The organism is Streptomyces sp. NPDC048349 (genome assembly GCF_040651925.1).
Taxonomy (GTDB): domain Bacteria; phylum Actinomycetota; class Actinomycetes; order Streptomycetales; family Streptomycetaceae; genus Streptomyces.
The window spans coordinates 1-18939 of record NZ_JBEZLA010000049.1 but is presented as its reverse complement, the minus strand read 5'-3'; the positions used below and the strand labels follow the sequence as shown (position 1 = coordinate 18939).

Annotated in this window: 12 protein-coding genes and 1 riboswitch; of the genes, 5 read left to right on the top strand and 7 right to left on the bottom strand. The window is 74.0% G+C overall.

Features of this window, described 5'->3' with window-relative positions; translation table 11 throughout:
* The first annotated feature begins 21 nt into the window (after positions 1-21).
* Together AB0D44_RS24610 and AB0D44_RS24605 are read left to right on the top strand one after the other, a co-directional pair.
* Complete coding sequence (locus AB0D44_RS24610; RefSeq protein WP_362594726.1) at positions 22-1269, top strand: YncE family protein; 1248 nt, start codon at positions 22-24, stop codon at positions 1267-1269.
* A 147-nt stretch (positions 1270-1416) separates the two neighbouring features.
* Complete coding sequence (locus AB0D44_RS24605; RefSeq protein ID WP_362594724.1) at positions 1417-2649, top strand: GNAT family N-acetyltransferase; 1233 nt, start codon at positions 1417-1419, stop codon at positions 2647-2649.
* Between the two features lie 128 nt (positions 2650-2777).
* On the opposite strand, the gene AB0D44_RS24600 is transcribed toward AB0D44_RS24605, so the two are convergent.
* From AB0D44_RS24600 to cobN, 3 genes are all read right to left on the bottom strand, one after another.
* Positions 2778-4994, bottom strand: coding sequence for a germacradienol/geosmin synthase (locus AB0D44_RS24600; protein WP_362594722.1), 2217 nt, complete (start codon positions 4992-4994; stop codon positions 2778-2780).
* Between the two features lie 113 nt (positions 4995-5107).
* Positions 5108-7153 carry an ABC transporter ATP-binding protein gene (locus AB0D44_RS24595; protein WP_362594720.1) on the bottom strand — a complete coding sequence of 682 codons (2046 nt, stop codon included), beginning with the start codon at positions 7151-7153 and terminating at the stop codon, positions 5108-5110.
* Positions 7154-7638: 485 nt separating this feature from the next.
* Entirely contained in the window at positions 7639-11286 is a 3648-nt protein-coding gene (cobN, locus tag AB0D44_RS24590) for a cobaltochelatase subunit CobN (protein ID WP_362594718.1), read from the bottom strand.
* 53 nt (positions 11287-11339) lie between these two features.
* Positions 11340-11424: riboswitch (cobalamin riboswitch) on the bottom strand.
* 695 nt (positions 11425-12119) lie between these two features.
* Here cobN and AB0D44_RS24585 point away from each other — a divergent pair.
* Genes AB0D44_RS24585 through AB0D44_RS24575 form a run of 3 tightly spaced genes read left to right on the top strand, consistent with a single transcriptional unit; the run spans position 12120 to position 15489 of the window.
* Positions 12120-13340 carry a cobalamin biosynthesis protein CobG gene (locus tag AB0D44_RS24585; RefSeq protein ID WP_362594716.1) on the top strand — a complete coding sequence of 407 codons (1221 nt, stop codon included), beginning with the start codon at positions 12120-12122 and terminating at the stop codon, positions 13338-13340.
* A complete protein-coding gene (locus tag AB0D44_RS24580; protein WP_362594714.1) occupies positions 13337-13984 on the top strand; it encodes a precorrin-8X methylmutase in 648 nt (215 codons plus the stop codon). The genes AB0D44_RS24585 and AB0D44_RS24580 overlap by 4 nt, the downstream gene beginning before the upstream one ends.
* Positions 13981-15489 carry a precorrin-2 C(20)-methyltransferase gene (locus AB0D44_RS24575; protein ID WP_362594712.1) on the top strand — a complete coding sequence of 503 codons (1509 nt, stop codon included), beginning with the start codon at positions 13981-13983 and terminating at the stop codon, positions 15487-15489. The genes AB0D44_RS24580 and AB0D44_RS24575 overlap by 4 nt, the downstream gene beginning before the upstream one ends.
* A gap of 25 nt (positions 15490-15514) precedes the next feature.
* On the opposite strand, the gene AB0D44_RS24570 is transcribed toward AB0D44_RS24575, so the two are convergent.
* From AB0D44_RS24570 to cbiE, 4 genes are all read right to left on the bottom strand, one after another.
* Positions 15515-15895: a hypothetical protein gene (locus AB0D44_RS24570; RefSeq protein WP_362594710.1), complete on the bottom strand. Its 381-nt coding sequence runs from the start codon at positions 15893-15895 to the stop codon at positions 15515-15517.
* 67 nt (positions 15896-15962) lie between these two features.
* Positions 15963-16808 (bottom strand): cobalt-precorrin-6A reductase, encoded by an 846-nt coding sequence (locus AB0D44_RS24565; RefSeq protein WP_362594708.1) that lies wholly within the window; start codon positions 16806-16808, stop codon positions 15963-15965.
* Complete coding sequence (gene cobM / locus AB0D44_RS24560) at positions 16798-17547, bottom strand: precorrin-4 C(11)-methyltransferase (RefSeq protein ID WP_362594706.1); 750 nt, start codon at positions 17545-17547, stop codon at positions 16798-16800. The genes AB0D44_RS24565 and cobM overlap by 11 nt, the downstream gene beginning before the upstream one ends.
* Positions 17544-18797: a precorrin-6y C5,15-methyltransferase (decarboxylating) subunit CbiE gene (cbiE, locus tag AB0D44_RS24555; RefSeq protein WP_362594704.1), complete on the bottom strand. Its 1254-nt coding sequence runs from the start codon at positions 18795-18797 to the stop codon at positions 17544-17546. The genes cobM and cbiE overlap by 4 nt, the downstream gene beginning before the upstream one ends.
* Positions 18798-18939 lie beyond the last annotated feature (142 nt).

The following is an 18939-nucleotide window of genomic DNA, read 5'->3' as shown; positions in this document are numbered from 1 at the left end:
CCCCCCACCGGAGTTGAACGGATGTCACGTACCCTCCGCACCCTGGGCGCGCTCGCCGCGGCCACCCTGCTGACCTCCTTCGCGCCCGGCGCGCCCGCCGCGGCGTCCCCCGGTGACGGCGGCCTGCGCGAGGTGCTCTTCGTCGGGAACAACTGGGAGGGCACCGCCGACGTCCTCGCCTCCACCGGCGATCTCGCCAGGATCGGCCGGATCAACGTCATCCCCGACAAGGAGGAGAGGCTCCGGGAGATCTACCTCAACCCGATCAAGCTCGGTTTCTTCCTGGGGATCCGGGAAACCGCCGGCGAGGGCCACGACCAGTTCGTGGACGACATGTACACCACCCCCGACGGCTCGGCCGTCGTCGCCTCCCGGCCCAGCTTCGCCGACGTCGTCTCCATCGACGTACGGACCGGGCGGATCAACTGGCGCTTTGCCGTCGCCGGTTACCGCGCCGACCACATGGCCGTCTCGCCCGACGGGACCCGGGTCGCCGTGTCGGCCTCCACCGCCAACACCGTGCACGTCCTCGACATCGCGACGGGCCGCCAGGCCGGCTCCTTCACCACCGGCGACAAGCCGCACGAGAACACCTTCACCGACGGCGGCCGCTACCTGTGGAACAGCTCCATCGGCGACGTGACCTCTGCCCTGGACGCGTCCTGGCTGGACTGGACGAAGGGCGACCGGAAGATCACCGTGGTGGACGCGCAGACCTTCCGCACCGTCAGGGTGATCGACATGCGCGAGCGGCTGGACGCCTTCGGCCGCCGGGACCTGTCCGACGCCGTACGCCCCGTCTCCTTCAGCCCCGACGAGTCGAAGCTCTACTTCCAGGTGTCGTTCTTCAACGGCTTCCTCGAGTACGACGTGGCCACCGACCGGATCACCCGCCTCAAGACCCTCCCCGAGAATCCGGCCACCAGCACCGACCGCACCAAGTGGGTCAACGACTCCCGCCACCACGGCATGTCGATGAGCCCGGACGGGACCAAGCTCTGCATCGCGGGCACCATGGACGACTACGCCACCGTCGTGGACCGGGCCACCCTCGCCGAGGGGCCGCTGGTTCCGGCCGACAAGCCGTACTGGGCCACGGTCGACGGCGACGGCACGGCCTGCGTGATCTCCGAGAGCGGATCGGACCGGGTGACCGCCATCGACTTCGCCACCGGCACCAAGCGGGTGTCCGTGCCCGTCGGCGACCACCCGCAGCGCGTACGGCTCGGACACGTCCCCGCGGGCTGGACGGGTCCCACCGGCGGGTGACATCCGCGGCGCCCGGGCGCGGCGCCCGGGCGCGGTCCCCGGGCCCGTCCGCCCCGGGCCCGGTCCACCCTTCGTGATCTGGTCAAACGCGCAGATCCGGCCACTATGAGGTGACCGGTCCGACGATGACCGATTAGTCTCGTGATCATGGTGGACATCCGCGAGGTACCCGAGGCCGACATCGACCGTGCTCTGGAGCTCGCGTACCTGGTTTTCAACGACCGGCCCGAGAAGGAGGGCCGGGAACGCCATCACGCCCTGCTGGAGCGCTGCAGCCGGATCGGCGCCTACGACGGCGACGTCCTGGTCGGCTTCATGGCCGCACACGACTTCCGGCTCTCCGTTCCCGGGGCGGACCTGCCCTGCCCCGGGCTCACCTTCGTCTCCGTCGCCCCCACCCACCGCCGCCGCGGCGTCCTCACCGCCCTGATGGCCGAGCAGCTGCGGCGCGCCGCGGCCGCCGCCAGCCCCCTCGCCGCCCTGTGGGCCTCCGAGGCCGCCATCTACGGCCGCTTCGGCTACGGCGGGGCGACCACCGGCGTCACCATCGAGATCGACTCCACCCGGCCGCTGCCCCTGCGCATCGCCCCGGACCGGCGCCCGCTGCGCCTCGTCGCCCCGGACGAGGCGCTCGCCGTCATCGGGCCCTTCCACGAGGCCGCCCGAGCCGTGCGGGCCGGGCGCCCGACGCGCAGCGCTGAGCGCTGGAGCCAGGAATGGCTCGCCGAACAGGACGAGGAGGACGAGGAGTTGAGCCCGCCCCGGATCATCGTCCTGGGCGACCCGGGGGAGCCGATCGCCGGCTACGTCCTCTACCGCACCAAGCCGGAGGACGACAGCGGCCCCGTCCGCACACCGGGCCTGGTCCGCGTGGAGGAACTGGAGGCCGACACCCCGGCGGTCGCCGCCGCCCTGTGGGAGTGCCTCGCCGCCCTCGACCTCACCGGCCGGGTCACCGCGTGGGGCCGCCCGGCCGACGACCCGCTGCTGCACTTCGCCGCCGACCGGGACCAGGTGCGGGTCACCGCCCAGTTCCCGGCGCTGTGGCTGCGGCTGGTCGACGTACGGGCGGCGCTGACCGGGCGGTCCTGGGCCGCGCCGGTGGAACTGGTGCTGGAGCTCACCGACGTACGGCTGCCCGCGAACGCCGGGCGGTTCCGGCTGAAGGCCGGGCCGGACGGGGCCGCGTACGAAAACGCCCGGGCGGCGCCGGACCTGACCCTGGACGTCCGGGAGCTGGCCGCCTGCTACCTGGGCGGCACCCGGGTCGTCGAGCTGGTCGCCTCCGGGCTGGTCGACGAGCACACGCGGGGTGCGGCGGCGGCCCTGGACGCGGCCCTGCGGACGGACCTGCTGCCGCACACCTCGGACGAGTTCTGACGGCTCCGGTCCGGTCCGGTCTGGTTCGGTCCGCTCCGGTCCGGTCCGGGGAGGCGCGGGGGTGCGGGGCGGGCCGGGCGGCCGGGGCGGGCCGGGGGCGGGCGAGCGGTCCGCCCCCGGCCCCCGGCTCAGGACGGCAGCGCCACCCTCGCCGCGGACATGCCGAAGTCGGCGCCCCAGACCCGCGAGGACAGGCCGTCGGGCATCCGGTGCAGGTCCTCTTCGCGGTAACGGCGGCACTTCTGGTGCCAGTTGAGGATGCCCGCCAGCCAGTCCTGGAGCTCGCCCACGTAGGCGTCGAGCCCGGCCCGGGCCTCGTCGTCCAGTTTCCAGTCGTCGTAGAGGAGCGGCAGCTGACGGGCCACGATGTGCTCGAACTCCTCGATGCGCTGGGTCATCAGCGCATGGCAGATGTGCAGGGCCTCCGGGTAGCCGATGTCGAAGAAGTTCCGGGTGACGAGCACGTAGTTGTGCACCTCGCCCTCGACCTCCACCTCCTTCTGGTAGGAGAAGACGTCGTTGATCATGCAGGCGGCGTCGGCCGCCGCGTTCTCCAGGGAGCGGATGGTCCCGGACCGGTAGATCTCCTCGGGGATGCCCCGCCCCGCCTGGCCGAGGCGGCACAGGTACATCGTGAGGTGCGAACCGAAGGTGTGGCGCCGCATCTCCGCGTAGTCCACCGGGTCCGGGATGCGGTTGAGGATCTGGTTCTCCACCTCCCACACCCAGCTCTCCAGCATGGACACGAGCGTGGCCCGGAACTCGGCGCGGACCGGCGGGGCCATCTCCGCGCTGGTGCGCACCCACAGGTCGGCCAGTGAGCGCTCCATCGCGGTCACCGGCTCGGCCTGCTCGGCGTGGTCCACCGGGATCATGGCGATCAGCCGCGCCGTGGTCGCCTTGGCGGCGGTGAGGTTCTTGGCCTGCCCGAAGACCACGGGGTAGTAGTCGTCGCCGTACGTGCCCCAGGTCAGCCAGCAGGCGTTGAGGAGCAGCGCCTCGGGCGTCGCGTCGGGGTCGATGCCGGCCGAGCAGAGCGCGAAGTCGTAGCCGCGCAGCTTCGCCTCGTCCCAGATGGCGGACCCGGGGTCGCCGGGCTGCGGATCCAGCAGGCCCATGCGCCGGGACCAGGCGACGGAGCCCTCGCGCGCGAGGTCCACGTGCGGGCTGAGGGTGAGCGCGAACGGCATGTAGACGTCGGGGATCACGGACGGGCCGGTGCGCTCGAACGGGACGTGCGTGAAGGAGCGCCGGCGCATCTCCATCGAGCGCCGGGTGAAGACGGACCGCAGGTCGAGCGCGGTGGTGCCGCGGCCGGACGGCAGGAACGGCAGGGTGAGCGGGGCGGTGGGCCGGGCCTCCTTGTTCATGTAGCGGCTGGAGACCATGTGCCACTCGTGGCCGCCCGACTGCCAGTCCTGCAGGCCCTTGGCGTAGGCGAGGACGGCGGCGATCTCGGCCGGGTCCATGGCGTGGTCGGCGAAGAGCTGGGGGAGCTCGGCGAGCGCGGTCTGCTCGAACTGCTGGAGGCGTGAGGTGAGCAGGTCGTTGGAGGCCTCGGCGGCTTCCTGGGTGGTGCACCCGAGGAAGGTCTCCAGCACCAGGATGGCGTTGGAGAGTTCGCCTTCGTCCGCGACCTCGCGTTCGTAGGAGAAGATGTCGTTCCTGATGTGCACGGCGTCGGAGAAAGCGTCGCGCAGCACACCGAGCGGCCGCGAGTGCGCGACGCGGGCCGGGACCTCGGCGGAGACGTACTCGATCAGGCCGGCCGACCAGGGGGCGCCGCCCACCTTGCGGCGCATCTCGATGTATTCGAGCGGGTTGGCGACGCGGCCGATGTTGATGTTGGCCAGTTCCCACATGGACTCGTTGAGGAGGTTCCTCGTGGATTCGGAGAACCGTTCCCTCCAGTCCGATGACATGGCGGGAACGGTCCGCCTCCAGAGGTCCGCGAGTCCCGCTTCGACGGGGTTGGTGGCCTCGGGGAAGCCGTCGGCCAGATCCATCGGCATGAAGGCGGCGAGCTTGTCGAGGTAGTCCTTGGCGCCGTCGCGGTCCTGCGAGCGCTTGTACATCTCCAGGAAGTGGTCGTCGAAGAAGAAGACCCAGACGTACCAGTCGGTGACCAGGGACAGGGCGTCGCTGTCACAGTCGGGGTGGGTGTACGCGCACAGCAGCGCGTAGTCGTGCGAGTCGAGATCGCTCTCCTCCCAGACGCCGGAACCTTCCAGCATCCCGAGTGCGCGCGCCCATTGCTTGGTGTGGACCCTCGCGTCCTCCAGGTGGGGGTTCAGTCGCGCCGGATAAGGCACATAGAAATCCGGCAGTTGGAACGGCTGCGTCACGGCAGGGTCGGCCTTTCGTCCATGGGTGCGGGGGGCCGGCGGGCCCGGCCCCCCGCACGAGATCAGCAGTGCCCTACCCGTGGTGGCCTTGGGCTAAGGGGGAGTTCACTGCTTCAGGTGACGGACGGGTCGTTCCGCGGCGCGGTGGCCTGGAGCGGGATAGGGACCTCCTGCCGGGACTTGTCGCTGTCGCTGTCGCTGTCGCTGCCGGCGCTTTCGCCGTCGCTGTACTGGGCGGCCTGGATCCGGAACATGGTGGCGTAGCGGCCGCCGAGGGCCAGCAGCTCCTCGTGGCTGCCCTGTTCGACGAGCCGGCCCTCGTGCAGCACGTAGATGACGTCGGCGTACCGCACCCCCGACATCCGGTGGGTGACCAGGACGACCGCCCGCTGCGGCCCGGCCAGGCCGCGGATGCTGTCGAAGGCGGCGATCTCCGCCTCCGGGTCCAGCGCCGAGGTCGGCTCGTCCACGACCAGGACGCGGGCGTCGCGGAAGCGGGTGCGGGCCAGCCCGAACTTCTGCCACTGGCCGCCGGACAGCTCCGAGGCACCCCTGAACATCCGGGCGAGCAGCGTCTCGTAGCCGTGCGGGAGCTTCTCGACGAGCCGGTCGGCGCCCGCGTACACGGCTGCGGCCACCACGTCGGCGCTCTGTTCCGGGGATCCGTCCTCGGCCTCGGTACCGGGCCGGCCGATGGCGATGTTGGTACGGGCGGTCACCGGCCAGCGCTCGAAGTCCTGGGTGAGCAGCGAGACCCGGTCGAATACCTGCTCCCGGTCGGCCTCCCGGACGTCCACCCCGTCCCAGGTCAGCGCACCCGAATCGGGCAGGTGCAGACCGGCGAGGAGTTTGACCAGGGTGCTCTTGCCGGAGCCGTTCTCGCCGACCAGCGCGACGACGCTGCCCGCCTCGATGGTGAGGGAGACGCCGCTCAGGGCGGGCTCGTCACGGTCCGGGTAGCTGAAGGAGACGTCCTCGAGCCTCAGCGTGCCGAGCCGCTCGGGCAACGGCGCTCCGCCGGCCGGGACGGCGCGGCGGCCGGCCTCGGCGACGAACCGTTCCAAGTCCCGTACGTACAGGGACTCCTCGTGCAGGGTGTTGGTGGTGGCGACGAGCGCGCCGAGGCTGGCCGAGCCGGTGCGCACCGCGATCACGGCCGTGCCGGCGACGGCGAGGTCCATCCGGCCGGTGGCGATGAGCGCGCCCATCGCCGTGTAGGTGACGAGGGCCGCGACGCCGGAGAGCGCGGCGGCGAGCAGTTCGGTGGCCGCCTTGTCCCGGGCGAGGCGGGTGGCCTCGCCCTCGGCGTGCTCGGCCATGTTGCGGTAGTGGCCGAGGAGGTAGCGCCCGACGCCGTGCACCCGAACCTCGGGGGCCGACGTACGGGAGATCAGCAGCTGGCCGATGAGCCGGGCGGCGCGGACGTGCTCCACCCAGGTGATCATGGAAAGGTAGCGGCGCTGGGCCACCCGCATCGCGCCCCAGCCGCGCGGGGCGGCGATCAGCAGCAGCATCGGCAGCAGCAGCGGGTGCAGCACCGTGAGCACCCCGGCGGTGGCGACCAGGGAGATCAGCCCTCCGAGGGTGGCCACGCAGGCCCCGACGGTCCGGCGGGCCGAGGGCGGACCCCACTGCGCGCTGTCGAGCAGCCGCCGGAACTCCCCGTCCTCGATGGCCTCGAGCTCCACCTCGACGGCCGCCTGCAGGTACTGCTCGTGCGCGGCCCGCTCCACCTTGGGCTCCAGCCGCCCGGCGGCCGCCGTGGACCACGAGGCCAGCACGGCGCCCAGTACGGCGACCAGCGCGCCCGCGGCGAGGGCCGGCAGGGCGCCGTGCAGCCGGTCGGCGGCAGTGCCCGCGTCGAGCAGCGTACGGAGCACCCGGCTCAGGACGAGCAGCCCGACGGCGGAGGTGACCCCCTGCCCGGCCTCGGCGAAGGCGACCGTGAGCAGGGCCCGGCGGTCGGTGTCCCACGCGAGCCGCAGCGTCCCGCCGGCCATCCGGGGCATGGACCGCAGCGTGGTCAGGAGCCGGCTCTCCAGCCGGGCGTAGTCGTGGTTGGCCCAGCCGGCGTCGTAGCGCAGGGGCCCGCCGAAGAGCCGCTGCTCACTCGCGGAGACGGCGGGCTCGGCGGGCGCGGGCCGCTTGAGGAGCCTCATCCGCGGCCACCCCCGCCCACTGCCGGGTCGAACGCCACATGAACGTGCACGAATCGCAAGATTCCTCCCGAGGTGCCGCGGCCGCGATCTGACGACGCAAGAACGTGGCTGCTCAGAGGCGCGTCACGGGCCTGAGGGGGCGAACGCCCGCACAGAGTTCCGATGCCCGTGCGGACCCCAAGGGGCGGGCGGAGCGCGCACCGTGACGCGGCGTTCGAACCACTCGCAGGTGGGCATGACCCCCTTCGAGGGATTGCGGGGGACCCTGGACGGTGCCGCATGCTCCGCCCCGGACGGCGAACAGGCCGTCCTCCTCGCCCTTCGAGTGGGCGAGGAGAACGGCCTGCATGTCCGGGATCGGGGCGCGGGCCTCGGGGCCCGGCCTCGGGGAGGTCCGAGGCGTCCAGGGCGCGCAGTGCGTCGCCCGCCGCGTGGGTAACCGCCTCGTGTCCGGTGATGAACTCCTTGATCCGGCTTGGCGGCGGCTACTTGTCCGCTTCGCCCTCCAGGTTGCCCTCCGTGTCCAGGTAGACCTGGCGGAGGGATTCGAGGATCTGGGGGTCCGGCTTCTCCCACATGCCGCGGGACTCGGCCTCCAGGAGGCGTTCCGCGATGCCGTGCAGGGCCCAGGGGTTGGCCTCCTCGAGGAAGGCGCGGTTCTCCGGGTCCAGGACGTAGGTTTCCGTGAGCTTGTCGTACATCCAGTCCGCCACCACGCCCGTCGTGGCGTCGTAGCCGAAGAGGTAGTCGACCGTGGCGGCGAGTTCGAAGGCGCCCTTGTAGCCGTGGCGGCGCATCGCCTCGATCCACTTGGGGTTGACCACGCGGGCGCGGAAGACGCGCGAGGTCTCCTCGACCAGGGTGCGGGTCTTGACCGTTTCCGGGCGGGTGGAGTCGCCGATGTACGCCTCCGGGGCCGTGCCGCGCAGGGCGCGGACCGTGGCCACCATGCCGCCGTGGTACTGGAAGTAGTCGTCCGAGTCCGCGATGTCGTGCTCGCGGGTGTCGGTGTTCTTCGCGGCCACCGTGATGCGCTTGTAGGCCGTTTCCATCTCGTCGCGGGCCGGGCGGCCCTCCAGGCCGCGGCCGTACGCGTAGCCGCCCCAGACCGTGTAGACCTCGGCCAGGTCGGCGTCCGTACGCCAGTCCCGGGAGTCGATCAGCTGGAGGATGCCCGCGCCGTACGTGCCGGGGCGGGAGCCGAAGATGCGGGTCGTCGCGCGGCGTTCGTCCCCGTGGACGGCCAGGTCCGCCTGGGCGTGGGCGCGGATGAAGTTGTCGGTGGGCGGCTCGTCCAGGGACGCCGCCAGCCGGACCGCGTCGTCCAGGAGGCCGATGACGTGCGGGAACGCGTCGCGGAAGAAGCCCGAGATGCGCAGGGTGACGTCGATGCGGGGGCGGCCGAGTTCGGCGAGGGGGATCGCCTCCAGGCCGGTCACGCGGCGCGAGGCCTCGTCCCACACCGGGCGGATGCCGAGCAGCGACAGGGCTTCCGCGACGTCGTCGCCCGCGGTGCGCATCGCGCTCGTGCCCCACAGGGACAGGCCGACGGAGGCGGGCCACTCGCCGTTGTCCGTGCGGTAACGGGTGAGGAGGGACTCCGCGAGGGCCTGGCCCGTCTCCCACGCGAGGCGGGAGGGGACGGCCTTGGGGTCCACCGAGTAGAAGTTGCGGCCCGTCGGCAGGACGTTGACCAGGCCGCGCAGGGGGGAGCCGGAGGGGCCCGCCGGGATGAACGAGCCGTCCAGGGCCGAGACGACGTGCGCGATCTCGTCCGTCGTGCCGGCCAGGCGCGGGACCACCTCGCGGGCCGCGAAGGACAGGACCGCCGCGACCTCCGGGGAGTGGCCCGCCGCGACCGAGGGGACGGCGTCCAGGGACCAGTTCGCGTCCTCCATCGCCTGGACCAGGGCGCGGGCCTGCTCCTCGACGGCGTCCGCCGAGGTACGGGTGGCCGCGGACTCGTCGAGGCCCAGCGCCTCGCGCAGGCCCGGAAGGGCCGTCGTACCGCCCCAGATCTGACGGGCGCGCAGGATCGCGAGGACCAGGTTGACGCGGGACTCGCCGGCCGGGGCGCCGCCGAGGACGTGCAGGCCGTCGCGGATCTGGGCGTCCTTGACCTCGCACAGCCAGCCGTCGACGTGCAGGAGGAAGTCGTCGAAGCCGTCGTCGTCCGGGCGCTCGTCCAAGCCCAGGTCGTGGTCGAGCTTCGCGGCCTGGATCAGGGTCCAGATCTGCGCGCGGATGGCCGGGAGTTTGGCCGGGTCCATCGCGGCGATCTGGGCGTACTCGTCCAGGTGCTGTTCCAGGCGGGCGATGTCGCCGTACGACTCGGCGCGCGCCATGGGCGGGACGAGGTGGTCGATGAGCGTCGCGTGCACGCGGCGCTTGGCCTGGGTGCCCTCGCCCGGGTCGTTGACCAGGAACGGGTAGATCAGGGGGAGGTCGCCGAGGGCCGCGTCGGGCGCGCAGGAGGCGGAGAGGCCGGCGTTCTTGCCCGGGAGCCACTCGAGGTTGCCGTGCTTGCCGAGGTGGATCATCGCGTCGGCGCCGAAGCCGCCGTCCTCGGTGCGCGCCTGGATCCAGCGGTACGCGGCCAGGTAGTGGTGCGAGGGCGGCAGGTCCGGGTCGTGGTAGATCGCGATCGGGTTCTCGCCGAAGCCGCGCGGCGGCTGGATGAGGATGAGGAGGTTCCCGCGGCGCAGGGCCGCCAGGACGATGTCGCCCTCGGGGTTGGCCGAGCGGTCGACGAACATGGTGCCGGGGGCCTCGCCCCAGTGCTCCTCGACGCTCGCCCGCAGGTCGGCGGGGAGTTCGGCGAACCAGCGCTTGTAGTCGGCGGCCGGGATGCGGACCGGGTTGCGGGCGAGCTGCTCCTCGGTGAGCCAGTCCTGGTCGTGACCGCCGGCCTCGATCAGGGCCCGGATCAGCTCGTCGCCGTCGCCGGAGACCAGGCCGGGGATCTCGGGGACGGGACCGAAGTCGTAGCCCTCGGCGATCAGGGTGCGCAGGAGTTCCACCGCGCTGGCCGGGGTGTCCAGGCCCACCGCGTTGCCGATGCGGGAGTGCTTGGTGGGGTATGCGGACAGGACGAGGGCGATCTTCTTGTCGCGGCGCGCGATGTGGCGCAGGCGCGCGTGGCGTACGGCGATCCCCGCGACCCGGGCGGCCCGCTCGGGGTCGGCCACGTAGGCGGGCAGGCCGTCCTCGTCGAGCTCCTTGAAGGAGAACGGGACGGTGATCAGGCGGCCGTCGAACTCGGGTACGGCGACCTGGGTCGCGGCGTCGAGGGGGGACAGGCCCTCGTCGTTCTCCTCCCAGGCGGTACGGGAGCCGGTCAGGCACAGGGCCTGGAGGATCGGCACGCCGAGGGCGGCGAGGGCGCCGGCGTCCCAGGACTCGTCGTCACCGCCGGCGGAGGCGGTGGCGGGGCGGGTGCCGCCGGCTGCGAGGACCGTGGTGATGACGGCGTCGACGCCGGTCAGCGCGGCGAGGAGCTCCGGCTCCGGGGTGCGCAGGGAGGAGACGTAGAGGGGGAGGGGCTCGGCGCCGTGGGCCTCGATGGCCTCGCACAGGGCGTGCACGAAGGCGGTGTTGCCGCTCATCTGGTGGGCGCGGTAGTAGAGCACGGCGACCTTGGGGGCGGCGGCGGTGTCCGTGCCGGGGGTCCGGTGGGGCTGCTCCGTGGTGCGCTCCAGGGGGCCCCAGGTGGGGGCGGCGGCGGGCGGCTCGAAGCCGTGGCCGGTCAGGAGGACGGTGTCGGAGAGGAACCGGGCCAGCTGGTCGAGGTTGGCCGGGCCGCCGTGCGCGAGGTAGCCGTGGGCCTCGGCCGCGATGCCGATCGGCACCGTGGAGGCCTCCATCAGCTGGGCGTCCGGGGCCTGTTCGCCGGTCAGCACCACCACCGGGCGGGTCTGGCCGGGGGCCAGGAGCAGGTCGAGGCCCTCCTGCCAGGCGCGGAGGCCGCCGAGGAGGCGTACGACGACCAGGTCGGCGCCGTCGAGGAGGCCGGGGAGGTCGTCGAGGGGAAGGCGGGAGGGGTTCGCGAACCGGTACGGGACGGGACCGTCGGCCGTGTTCGCGGCACGGGCGCTGAGCAGATCGGTGTCGGACGTCGACAGCAGCAGGATCATGCGGCGGCAGGCCTTCCTCGGGGTTTCCGCGCCCCGGGCAGTGAGGACGGCGGGAGTTCCTGGCTCACCCCGGCCGAGCGGGTCGCTCCGCGGGGTTCACAGTGGCGGGACCGCGCCGGAATTGCACCGGGCTTCCTCCCATGTCGCCGTCCTCGGCGATGGCGGGCCGTGTGGCTCCGCCGGGGATCATCCTAGGGGGCGGTTGCCCTTGCCGGGAGGTGGGGGGTGGTTGGGTTTGCGCTGGTGCGGGGGTGGGGGGCGGGTTTGCGGGTGCGGCGCCGTTGCGGGGGCTCTGCCCCCGGGCCCCCGCGCCTCAAACGCCGGCGGGGCTGGAGACGGGGGCTCGGCCGCGGGGGCCCCGCGCCCCAAGCGCCGGCGGGGGCTCAAAGATCGGGGCTCCGCCCCGGACCCCGCGCCTCAAACGCCGGCGGGGCTGGAGACGGGGGCTCGGCCGCGGGGCCCGCGCCCCAAGCGCGGGCGGGGGCTGAAAGATCGGGGCTCCGCCCCGGACCCCCCCCTCAAACGCCGGCGGGGCTGGATGGTGGCCTGCGCGGCTCGGGGGGCGGTGGGGTCGGATGGTGGCCTGCGCGGCTCGGGTGGCGGCGGGGCAGGATGTTGGCCTCCGTGGCTCTGGCGCCGACGGAGCGGATGTTGGCTGGTATGCCTCGGGCGGCGGCGGGCCGGGAGTTGGATCCGGTTGCTCGGGCGGCGGGGGAGTCGGTGGGGTCTGGTGAGTTGAGATGGGGTGGAGGGGCTGGATGTGGCTGGTCGGAGGGGGTGGGGTGGTGACGGACACAGGTCGGGGGACGGGAATCGTGGGTATGCTCGCCGCCATGTCACAGCCCCCTGCCGCCGCATCGCGGGACGAACCCGTCATACGGGAGCGCGGTGACGCCTGCCCCGGCGCGCTGCGGCTGCACGCGGCCGACGACGGGTTCCTGGCCCGCGTACGGATCCCCGGCGGGCTGCTCGACGCACCGCAGGCCGCCGCGCTGGCGCTGGCCGCCGACCGGTTCGGGGACGGGCACCTCGAGCTGACCTCGAGGGGGAACGTGCAGCTGCGCGGGCTCCCCGACGGCTGCGGCGCCGCACTCGCCGAGCTGCTCGACGGGGCCGGACTGCTGCCCGCCCCCTCGCACGAGCGAGTGCGGAACATCGTCGCGACCCCGCTCGCCGACCCCGGCCCGGTGCGGGCGCTCGATGCGCTGCTCTGTGCCGACCCGAAGGCCGCCGCCCTGTCCGGGCGGTTCCTGTTCGCCGTTGACGACGGGCGCGGGGACGTCGCCGCCCTTGATCCCGACGTCACCCTGCTCGGCCCGGACGCGGGCGGCCGTACGCTGCTGCGCCTCGGCGCGGCCCGCGACGCCGTCGAGGTCGCGGAACGGGACGCGCCCAGGGCCGCTCTGATCGCCGCCCACCGCTTCCTCGACGCCGTCGCCGAGGCGGGGACCCACGCCTGGCGCGTCGCCGAACTGCCCGCCGAACATGCCCTGGCTGCCGCGGAGTTGGCCGTGCTGCTGGCCGACTCCGGGATTCCCGCCCGGTACGTCGCCGATGCGCCGCGGCCGTACGCGCCGCCCCCCGCGCCCGGGGCCCACGGGGAGGCGCTGTGCGTGCTGGTCCCCCTGGGGCGGCTCACCACTGCCCAATGGCGGACGCTGCCCGGCGCGTTGCGGATCACCCCGTGGCGCAGCATCGTCGTCGCCAGCGCCCCGCCGGTCGACCCCGGACTCGTCACCGACCCCGATGACCCCTGGCGGTCCGTCAGCGCCTGTACCGGCAAGCCCGGTTGCGCGAAGTCCCTCGCCGACGTGCGCGCCGACGCGCGGGACGTCGTACGGCGGACGCGCGGAGCGCTGCCCGTGCACTGGTCCGGTTGTGAACGCCGCTGCGGGCACCCGCGCGGCACCGCCTGGGTGGACGTGGTCGCGGCTCCCGGCGGCGGCTACCGGGTCGGCGCCCCCGGCCGGCCCGCCCGGCACGGCGTACCGGCCCCCGAACTTCCCGCGGTCCTCGCGGACGCCCGCACCGATCCCGACGTAGTGAAGAAATGAGCGAGTACACAGTGTTCGAGTACGAGAAGGACGGCGCCGCGATCTACCGCCAGTCCTTTGCCACGATCCGCGCCGAGGCGGACCTCTCCGGGCTGCCCGCCTCCGTCGCCCAGGTCGCGGTGCGCATGATTCACGCCTGCGGGATGACCGACCTGCCCAAGGACCTGGGCTACACGCCCGAGGTGGTGCTGCGGGCCCGGGCCGCGCTCGAGGCGGGGGCGCCGATCCTGTGCGACGTGCAGATGGTCGCCAGCGGGGTCACCCGCAAGCGGCTGCCCGCCGACAACGAGGTGATCTGCACCCTGTCCGACCCGGCCGTGCCGGAGATCGCCGCGAAGACGGGTACCACCCGCAGCGCCGCCGCGCTCGAAGTCTGGCGCGACCGGGGCCTGTTGGAGGGCTCGGTGATCGCCGTCGGCAACGCGCCGACCGCGCTGTTCCGGCTGCTGGAGATGATCGAGGAGGGCGCGCCGCGTCCCGCCGCCGTCATCGGTGTGCCCGTCGGCTTCATCGGCGCCGCCGAGTCCAAGGACGCCCTCGCCGCGCACCCTTCCGGGCTCGACCACCTGATCGTGCGGGGCCGGCGGGGCGGCAGCGCCATCGCCGCCGCCGCGATCAACGCCATTGCGAGCGTGGCCGAATGAGCGACGTGAGCGACACGGCAAGCAAGGGGCGGCTGTACGGGGTCGGGCTCGGGCCCGGCGATCCGAACCTGATGACGCTGCGGGCCGTCCAGGTGATCGGCGCGGCGGACGTCGTCGCCTACCACAGCGCGCGGCACGGGCGGTCCATCGCCCGGTCGATCGCCGCGGAGCACCTGCGCGAGAGCCAGATCGAGGAGCCGCTGGTCTACCCGGTCACCACCGAGACCACCGACCACCCGGGCGGATACCAGGGCGCGATGGAGGAGTTCTACGAGTCCGCCGCCGCGCGGCTGGCGGTGCACCTGGACGCCGGCCGGACCGTCGCCGTGCTCGCGGAGGGCGATCCGCTCTTCTACAGCTCGTACATGCACATGCACAAGCGGCTCGCGCACCGGTACGAGACCGAGGTGATTCCCGGTGTGACGTCGGTGAGCGCCGCGGCCGCCCGGCTCGGCACCCCGCTCGTGGAGGGCGAGGAGGTGCTGACCATCCTCCCCGGCACGCTGCCCGAGGAGGAGCTCACCGCCCGCCTGGCGGCCACCGACTCGGCGGTCGTGATGAAGCTCGGCCGGACCTTCCCGGCGGTGCGCGGGGCGATGGAGCGCAGCGGCCGGCTCGCGGAGGCCCGCTACGTGGAGCGCGCCACCATGGCCGGCGAGCGGACGGGAGTCCTGGCGGACACCGACCCGCAGTCCGTGCCGTACTTCGCCGTCGCCGTCGTGCCCAGCCGGATCGGCAACCCGGGCAGTGTGCCGTCCGGGCCCGGCGAGGTCGTGGTCGTCGGGACGGGCCCCGCCGGACCGTTGTGGCTGACCCCCGAGACCCGGCGGGCGCTGGCCGACGCCGAGGTGCTCGTCGGGTACACCACGTACCTGGACCGGGTCCCCGTCAAGCCGGGCCAGATCCGGCACGGCTCCGACAACAAGGTGGAGTCCGAGCGCGCCGAGTTCGCCCTCGACCTCGCCCGCCGCGGGCAGCGGGTGGCCGTCGTCTCCGGTGGCGACCCGGGGGTGTTCGCCATGGCCACGGCGGTCCTGGAGGTCGCCGGGCAGGACGGGTACAAGGAGGTGCCCGTACGGGTCCTGCCCGGGGTCACGGCGGCCAACGCGGCGGCCGCCGCGGCCGGCGCCCCGCTCGGCCACGACTACGCCACCATCTCCCTGTCGGACCGGCTCAAGCCGTGGGAGGTCATCGCCGAGCGGCTGCGCGCGGCCGCCTCCGCGGACCTGGTCCTGGCCCTCTACAACCCCGGCTCGCGCAGCCGCACGTGGCAGGTGGCGCAGGCCCGCGAACTGCTGCTGGAACTGCGCGCCCCCGAGACCCCGGTGGTCGTCGCGCGGGACGTGGGCGGACCGGAGCAGTCGGTGCGGACGGTCACCCTCGCCGAACTGGAGCCGTCCGAGGTGGACATGCGCACGCTCCTGCTGATCGGTTCCTCGCAGACGCAGGTCACCGAGCGGGCCGACGGCTCGCGGATCACGTGGACACCGCGCCGCTACCCGTGAGCGGGCCCCTCACCCGGCCTGAGCACTAGCGCAGCGGAGGCAGGGTCACCTTCGGGATCGACGGGTCGTTCGGGTCGAACGGCGTCGGGGTCCAGGGCTCGATCGGCGGCTTGGGCGGTGCCGGTGGCGGGGTCGGGCCGCGGTGCGGGTTCTGCGGCACCGACGCGGTTCGCTGCGCGGTCGGCCGGGACGTTGCGGTCGGCCGCCGCGACTCCTGCCCCTTCGTGGGCACGGGAGTCGCGGCGGCCGACGGCGCCTGCGTGGGCGACGGCGACGCGGAGGAGGCCGTCGGTGACCCGGACGGCTCGGCCGGGGCGCTCGTCGTCGGGACCGCGGCCGGCTTCCCGGCCGGTCCGCCGCCCGAGCATCCGCCGGCGAGCAGGCCGCCGACCAGCAGGGCCGTCACGGCCCCGGAGATTCTGCCGCCGGACCCCATGTCCCACCGCCCCCTCGCGTATCGCACACCTGAACGATCAGTGCGCGCGATCGTAGCGCAGCCAGCGCAGTGCCCCGGCCACCGAGTCCGCCTCCGGCACGCCCTCGGGGACCGGGGGGCGGCGTACGACGAGGACCGGGATTCCCGCCTCGCGGGCGGCGGTGAGCTTCGGGGAGGTGGCCGAGCCTCCGCTGTCCTTGGTGACCAGGAGGTCGATCCGGTGGCGGGCCAGCAGCTCGCGCTCGTCATCCAGCGTGAACGGGCCCCGGGCCAGGAGGACTTCCAGCCGCGGCGGCACCGGCGCGGCCGGGGGATCGACGGAACGCACCAGGAACCAGGTGTCGGTGAGGTGCGCGAAGCTGTGCAGGCCCATCCGGCCGGTGGTGAGGAAGACGCGCGCGCCGAGGGCTGGCAGCAGCGCGGCCGCGTCGGCGAGCGAGTCCGCGCAGGTCCAGGCGTCGCCGGGAGCCGGCGTCCAGCCGGGGCGGCGCAACGCCAGCAGGGGGACCCCCGAAAGCGCCGCCGCCTCGGAGGCGTTGAAGCTCATCCGCTCCGCGAAGGGGTGGGTGGCGTCGACCAGGTGCGTGACCCGGTGGGCGCTGATCCACGCGGCGAGCCCGGCGGGCCCGCCGAAGCCGCCGATCCGCGTCTCGCCCGGCGGGAGCACGGGGGCGGCAACCCGCCCCGCCAGCGAGGTGGTCACCCGGACCGTCTGCGCCGCCCCCCGCTGGACCGCGCCCGCGCCGGGGGCGGCGGCCGCTCCCGCAGCGACCCCGGCGCCCGTACCGGCTGAGGCCAGCGCTTCCGCCAGGCGGCGGGCCTCCGTCGTACCGCCCAGGATCAGGACGTGCCGCTCCGGCCCGCCGCCCGGTTCAGCAGACATGCCGGTCGCGCTCGGGGGAGTACAGGTGGCTGTCACGGAACTGCTCGGCGCCCAGCGTGCGGCCCACCACGATGACCGCGGTGCGGACCAGGCCCGCCTCCTTCACCTGCGCCGCGATGTCGGCCAGTGTGCCGCGCAGGATCAGCTCGTCGGGGCGGCTGGCCATCGCCACCACCGCCACCGGGCACTCGGCCCCGTAGTGCGGCAGCAGTTCGCCGACGACCCGGTCCACGTAGCGGGTGGCCAGGTGCAGCACCAGCAGTGCGCCGCTGCGCCCGAGCGTGGCCAGGTCCTCGCCGGGCGGCATCGGCGTGGCCTGCTGGGCGATGCGGGTCAGGATCACCGTCTGGCCGACGGTGGGGACGGTCAGTTCCCGCTTCAGCGCGGCGGCCGCGGCGGCGAAGGCCGGAACGCCCGGGACGACCTCGTAGGGGATGCCGGCCGCGTCGAGGCGCCGCATCTGCTCCGCGACGGCGCTGAAGATCGAGGGGTCGCCGGAGTGGAGCCGCGCGACGTCCCGGCCCGCCGCGTGCGCCCGTACGCACTCCGCGATGATCTCGTCCAGGGTCAGCTGCGAGGTGTCGACCAGCCGGGCGTCGGGCGGGCACTCGGCCAGCAGTTCGCGCGGGACCAGGCTGCCCGCGTAGAGGCAGACGGGGGCGGCGGCCAGCGTCCGGGCACCGCGCACCGTGATCAGGTCGGCGGCGCCGGGGCCGGCACCGATGAAGTACACGGTCATGTCTGGTCCTGATCCTTTTCCTTGGTAACCGACCACTGGGTGACGGGCATTGCCTGCCGCCAGCCCGTGAAGCCGCCGACCGGCACCGCGTGCGCGACCGACAGCTTCACCAGTTCGCCGCCGTGGCGCCGGTAGCGGTCGGCGAGGACCGCCTCCGACTCCAGGGTGACGGTGTTGACGACCAGGCGGCCGCCGGGGGCCAGCGCCGCCCAGGCCGCGTCCAGCAGCCCCGGCGCGGTCAGCCCGCCGCCGATGAACACCGCGTCGGGAGCCGGGAGCCCGCCGAGCGCGTCGGGTGCGGCGCCGACCACCACGCGCAGCCCGGGCACACCGAGCGCCGCCGCGTTGCGCTTGATGCGGTCCGCACGCTCCGGGACGCGCTCCACGGCCACCGCCCGGCACGAGGGGTGCGTACGCATCCACTCGATGCCGATGGAGCCGGAGCCGCCGCCGATGTCCCACAGCAGCTCCCCGGGGGCCGGGGCCAGGGCGCACAGGGTCGCGGCGCGCACGCGGCGCTTGGTGAGCTGCCCGTCGTGTTCGTAGGCGGCGTCCGGCAGGCCGGGGGTCGCGCCGAGCCGCGGCGCCGGGTGGGCGGGATCCCGGCGGCAATCCACGGCCACCACGTTCAGGGGATCGCCGGGCGGGTGGTCCCAGCCGTCGGCGAAACCCTCGTACGCATCCTCGCGCTCGGAGCCGAGCTGCTCCAGCACCCGGATCCGGCTGGGGCCGAAGCCCCGCGCTCGAAGCAGAGCGGCGATCTCGTCCGGGGACGCCGCTCCTGCGCTGAGCACCAGCACCCGCCGTCCCTCGTACAGGGCGGCCGCGAGCCGGGCCACGGGGCGGCCGACGACCGTGACCACCTCGGTGTCCTCCACCGGCCAGCCCAGGCGGGCGCAGGCGTACGAGACGGAGGAGGGGTGCGGGTGGACCGCGAGGCTGTCCGGGCCGAGCTCCTGGGCGAGGGCGCGGCCGATTCCGTAGAACATCGGGTCGCCGCTGGCCAGCACCGCGATCCGGCGGCCCGCGTGCTCGGCCATCAGCTTCGGCACGGCCGGCCGCAGCGGGCTCGGCCACGCCACCCGCTCACCGGGGCACGCGTCGGCCGGCACCAGGTCCAGCTGGCGCGGCCCGCCGATCAGCACCTCGGCGCAGGACAGCGCGGTCCGCGCGGCGGCGGTGAGCCCGGCCCAGCCGTCGGCGCCGAGGCCGACGACCGTGACGGGTATGGGGGGCGGTGCGGAACTCACTGCGCGGTACCTCGGGAACGGGAGAGGGGACGGGGAGCGGGGACGGGAGTTGGGACGGGGCCGGGGAGGGGGCACGACCTACGGCTACTCGCTGTTCGAGACCGAGGTGTACGGCACCCTCGACGGCGGACCGCCGCCCGGC

What these genes read in the sequence shown, in the direction of transcription:
- cobN (WP_362594718.1), bottom strand. Translation starts at nt 11,286, where the DNA reads ATGATCCTGCTGCTGTCGACGTCCGACACCGATCTGCTCAGCGCCCGT.
- AB0D44_RS24585 (WP_362594716.1), top strand. Translation starts at nt 12,120, where the DNA reads ATGTCACAGCCCCCTGCCGCCGCATCGCGGGACGAACCCGTCATACGG.
- AB0D44_RS24610 (WP_362594726.1), top strand. Translation starts at nt 22, where the DNA reads ATGTCACGTACCCTCCGCACCCTGGGCGCGCTCGCCGCGGCCACCCTG.
- AB0D44_RS24605 (WP_362594724.1), top strand. Translation starts at nt 1,417, where the DNA reads ATGGTGGACATCCGCGAGGTACCCGAGGCCGACATCGACCGTGCTCTG.
- AB0D44_RS24580 (WP_362594714.1), top strand. Translation starts at nt 13,337, where the DNA reads ATGAGCGAGTACACAGTGTTCGAGTACGAGAAGGACGGCGCCGCGATC.
- AB0D44_RS24575 (WP_362594712.1), top strand. Translation starts at nt 13,981, where the DNA reads ATGAGCGACGTGAGCGACACGGCAAGCAAGGGGCGGCTGTACGGGGTC.
- AB0D44_RS24565 (WP_362594708.1), bottom strand. Translation starts at nt 16,808, where the DNA reads ATGTCTGCTGAACCGGGCGGCGGGCCGGAGCGGCACGTCCTGATCCTG.
- AB0D44_RS24595 (WP_362594720.1), bottom strand. Translation starts at nt 7,153, where the DNA reads ATGAGGCTCCTCAAGCGGCCCGCGCCCGCCGAGCCCGCCGTCTCCGCG.
- cobM (WP_362594706.1), bottom strand. Translation starts at nt 17,547, where the DNA reads ATGACCGTGTACTTCATCGGTGCCGGCCCCGGCGCCGCCGACCTGATC.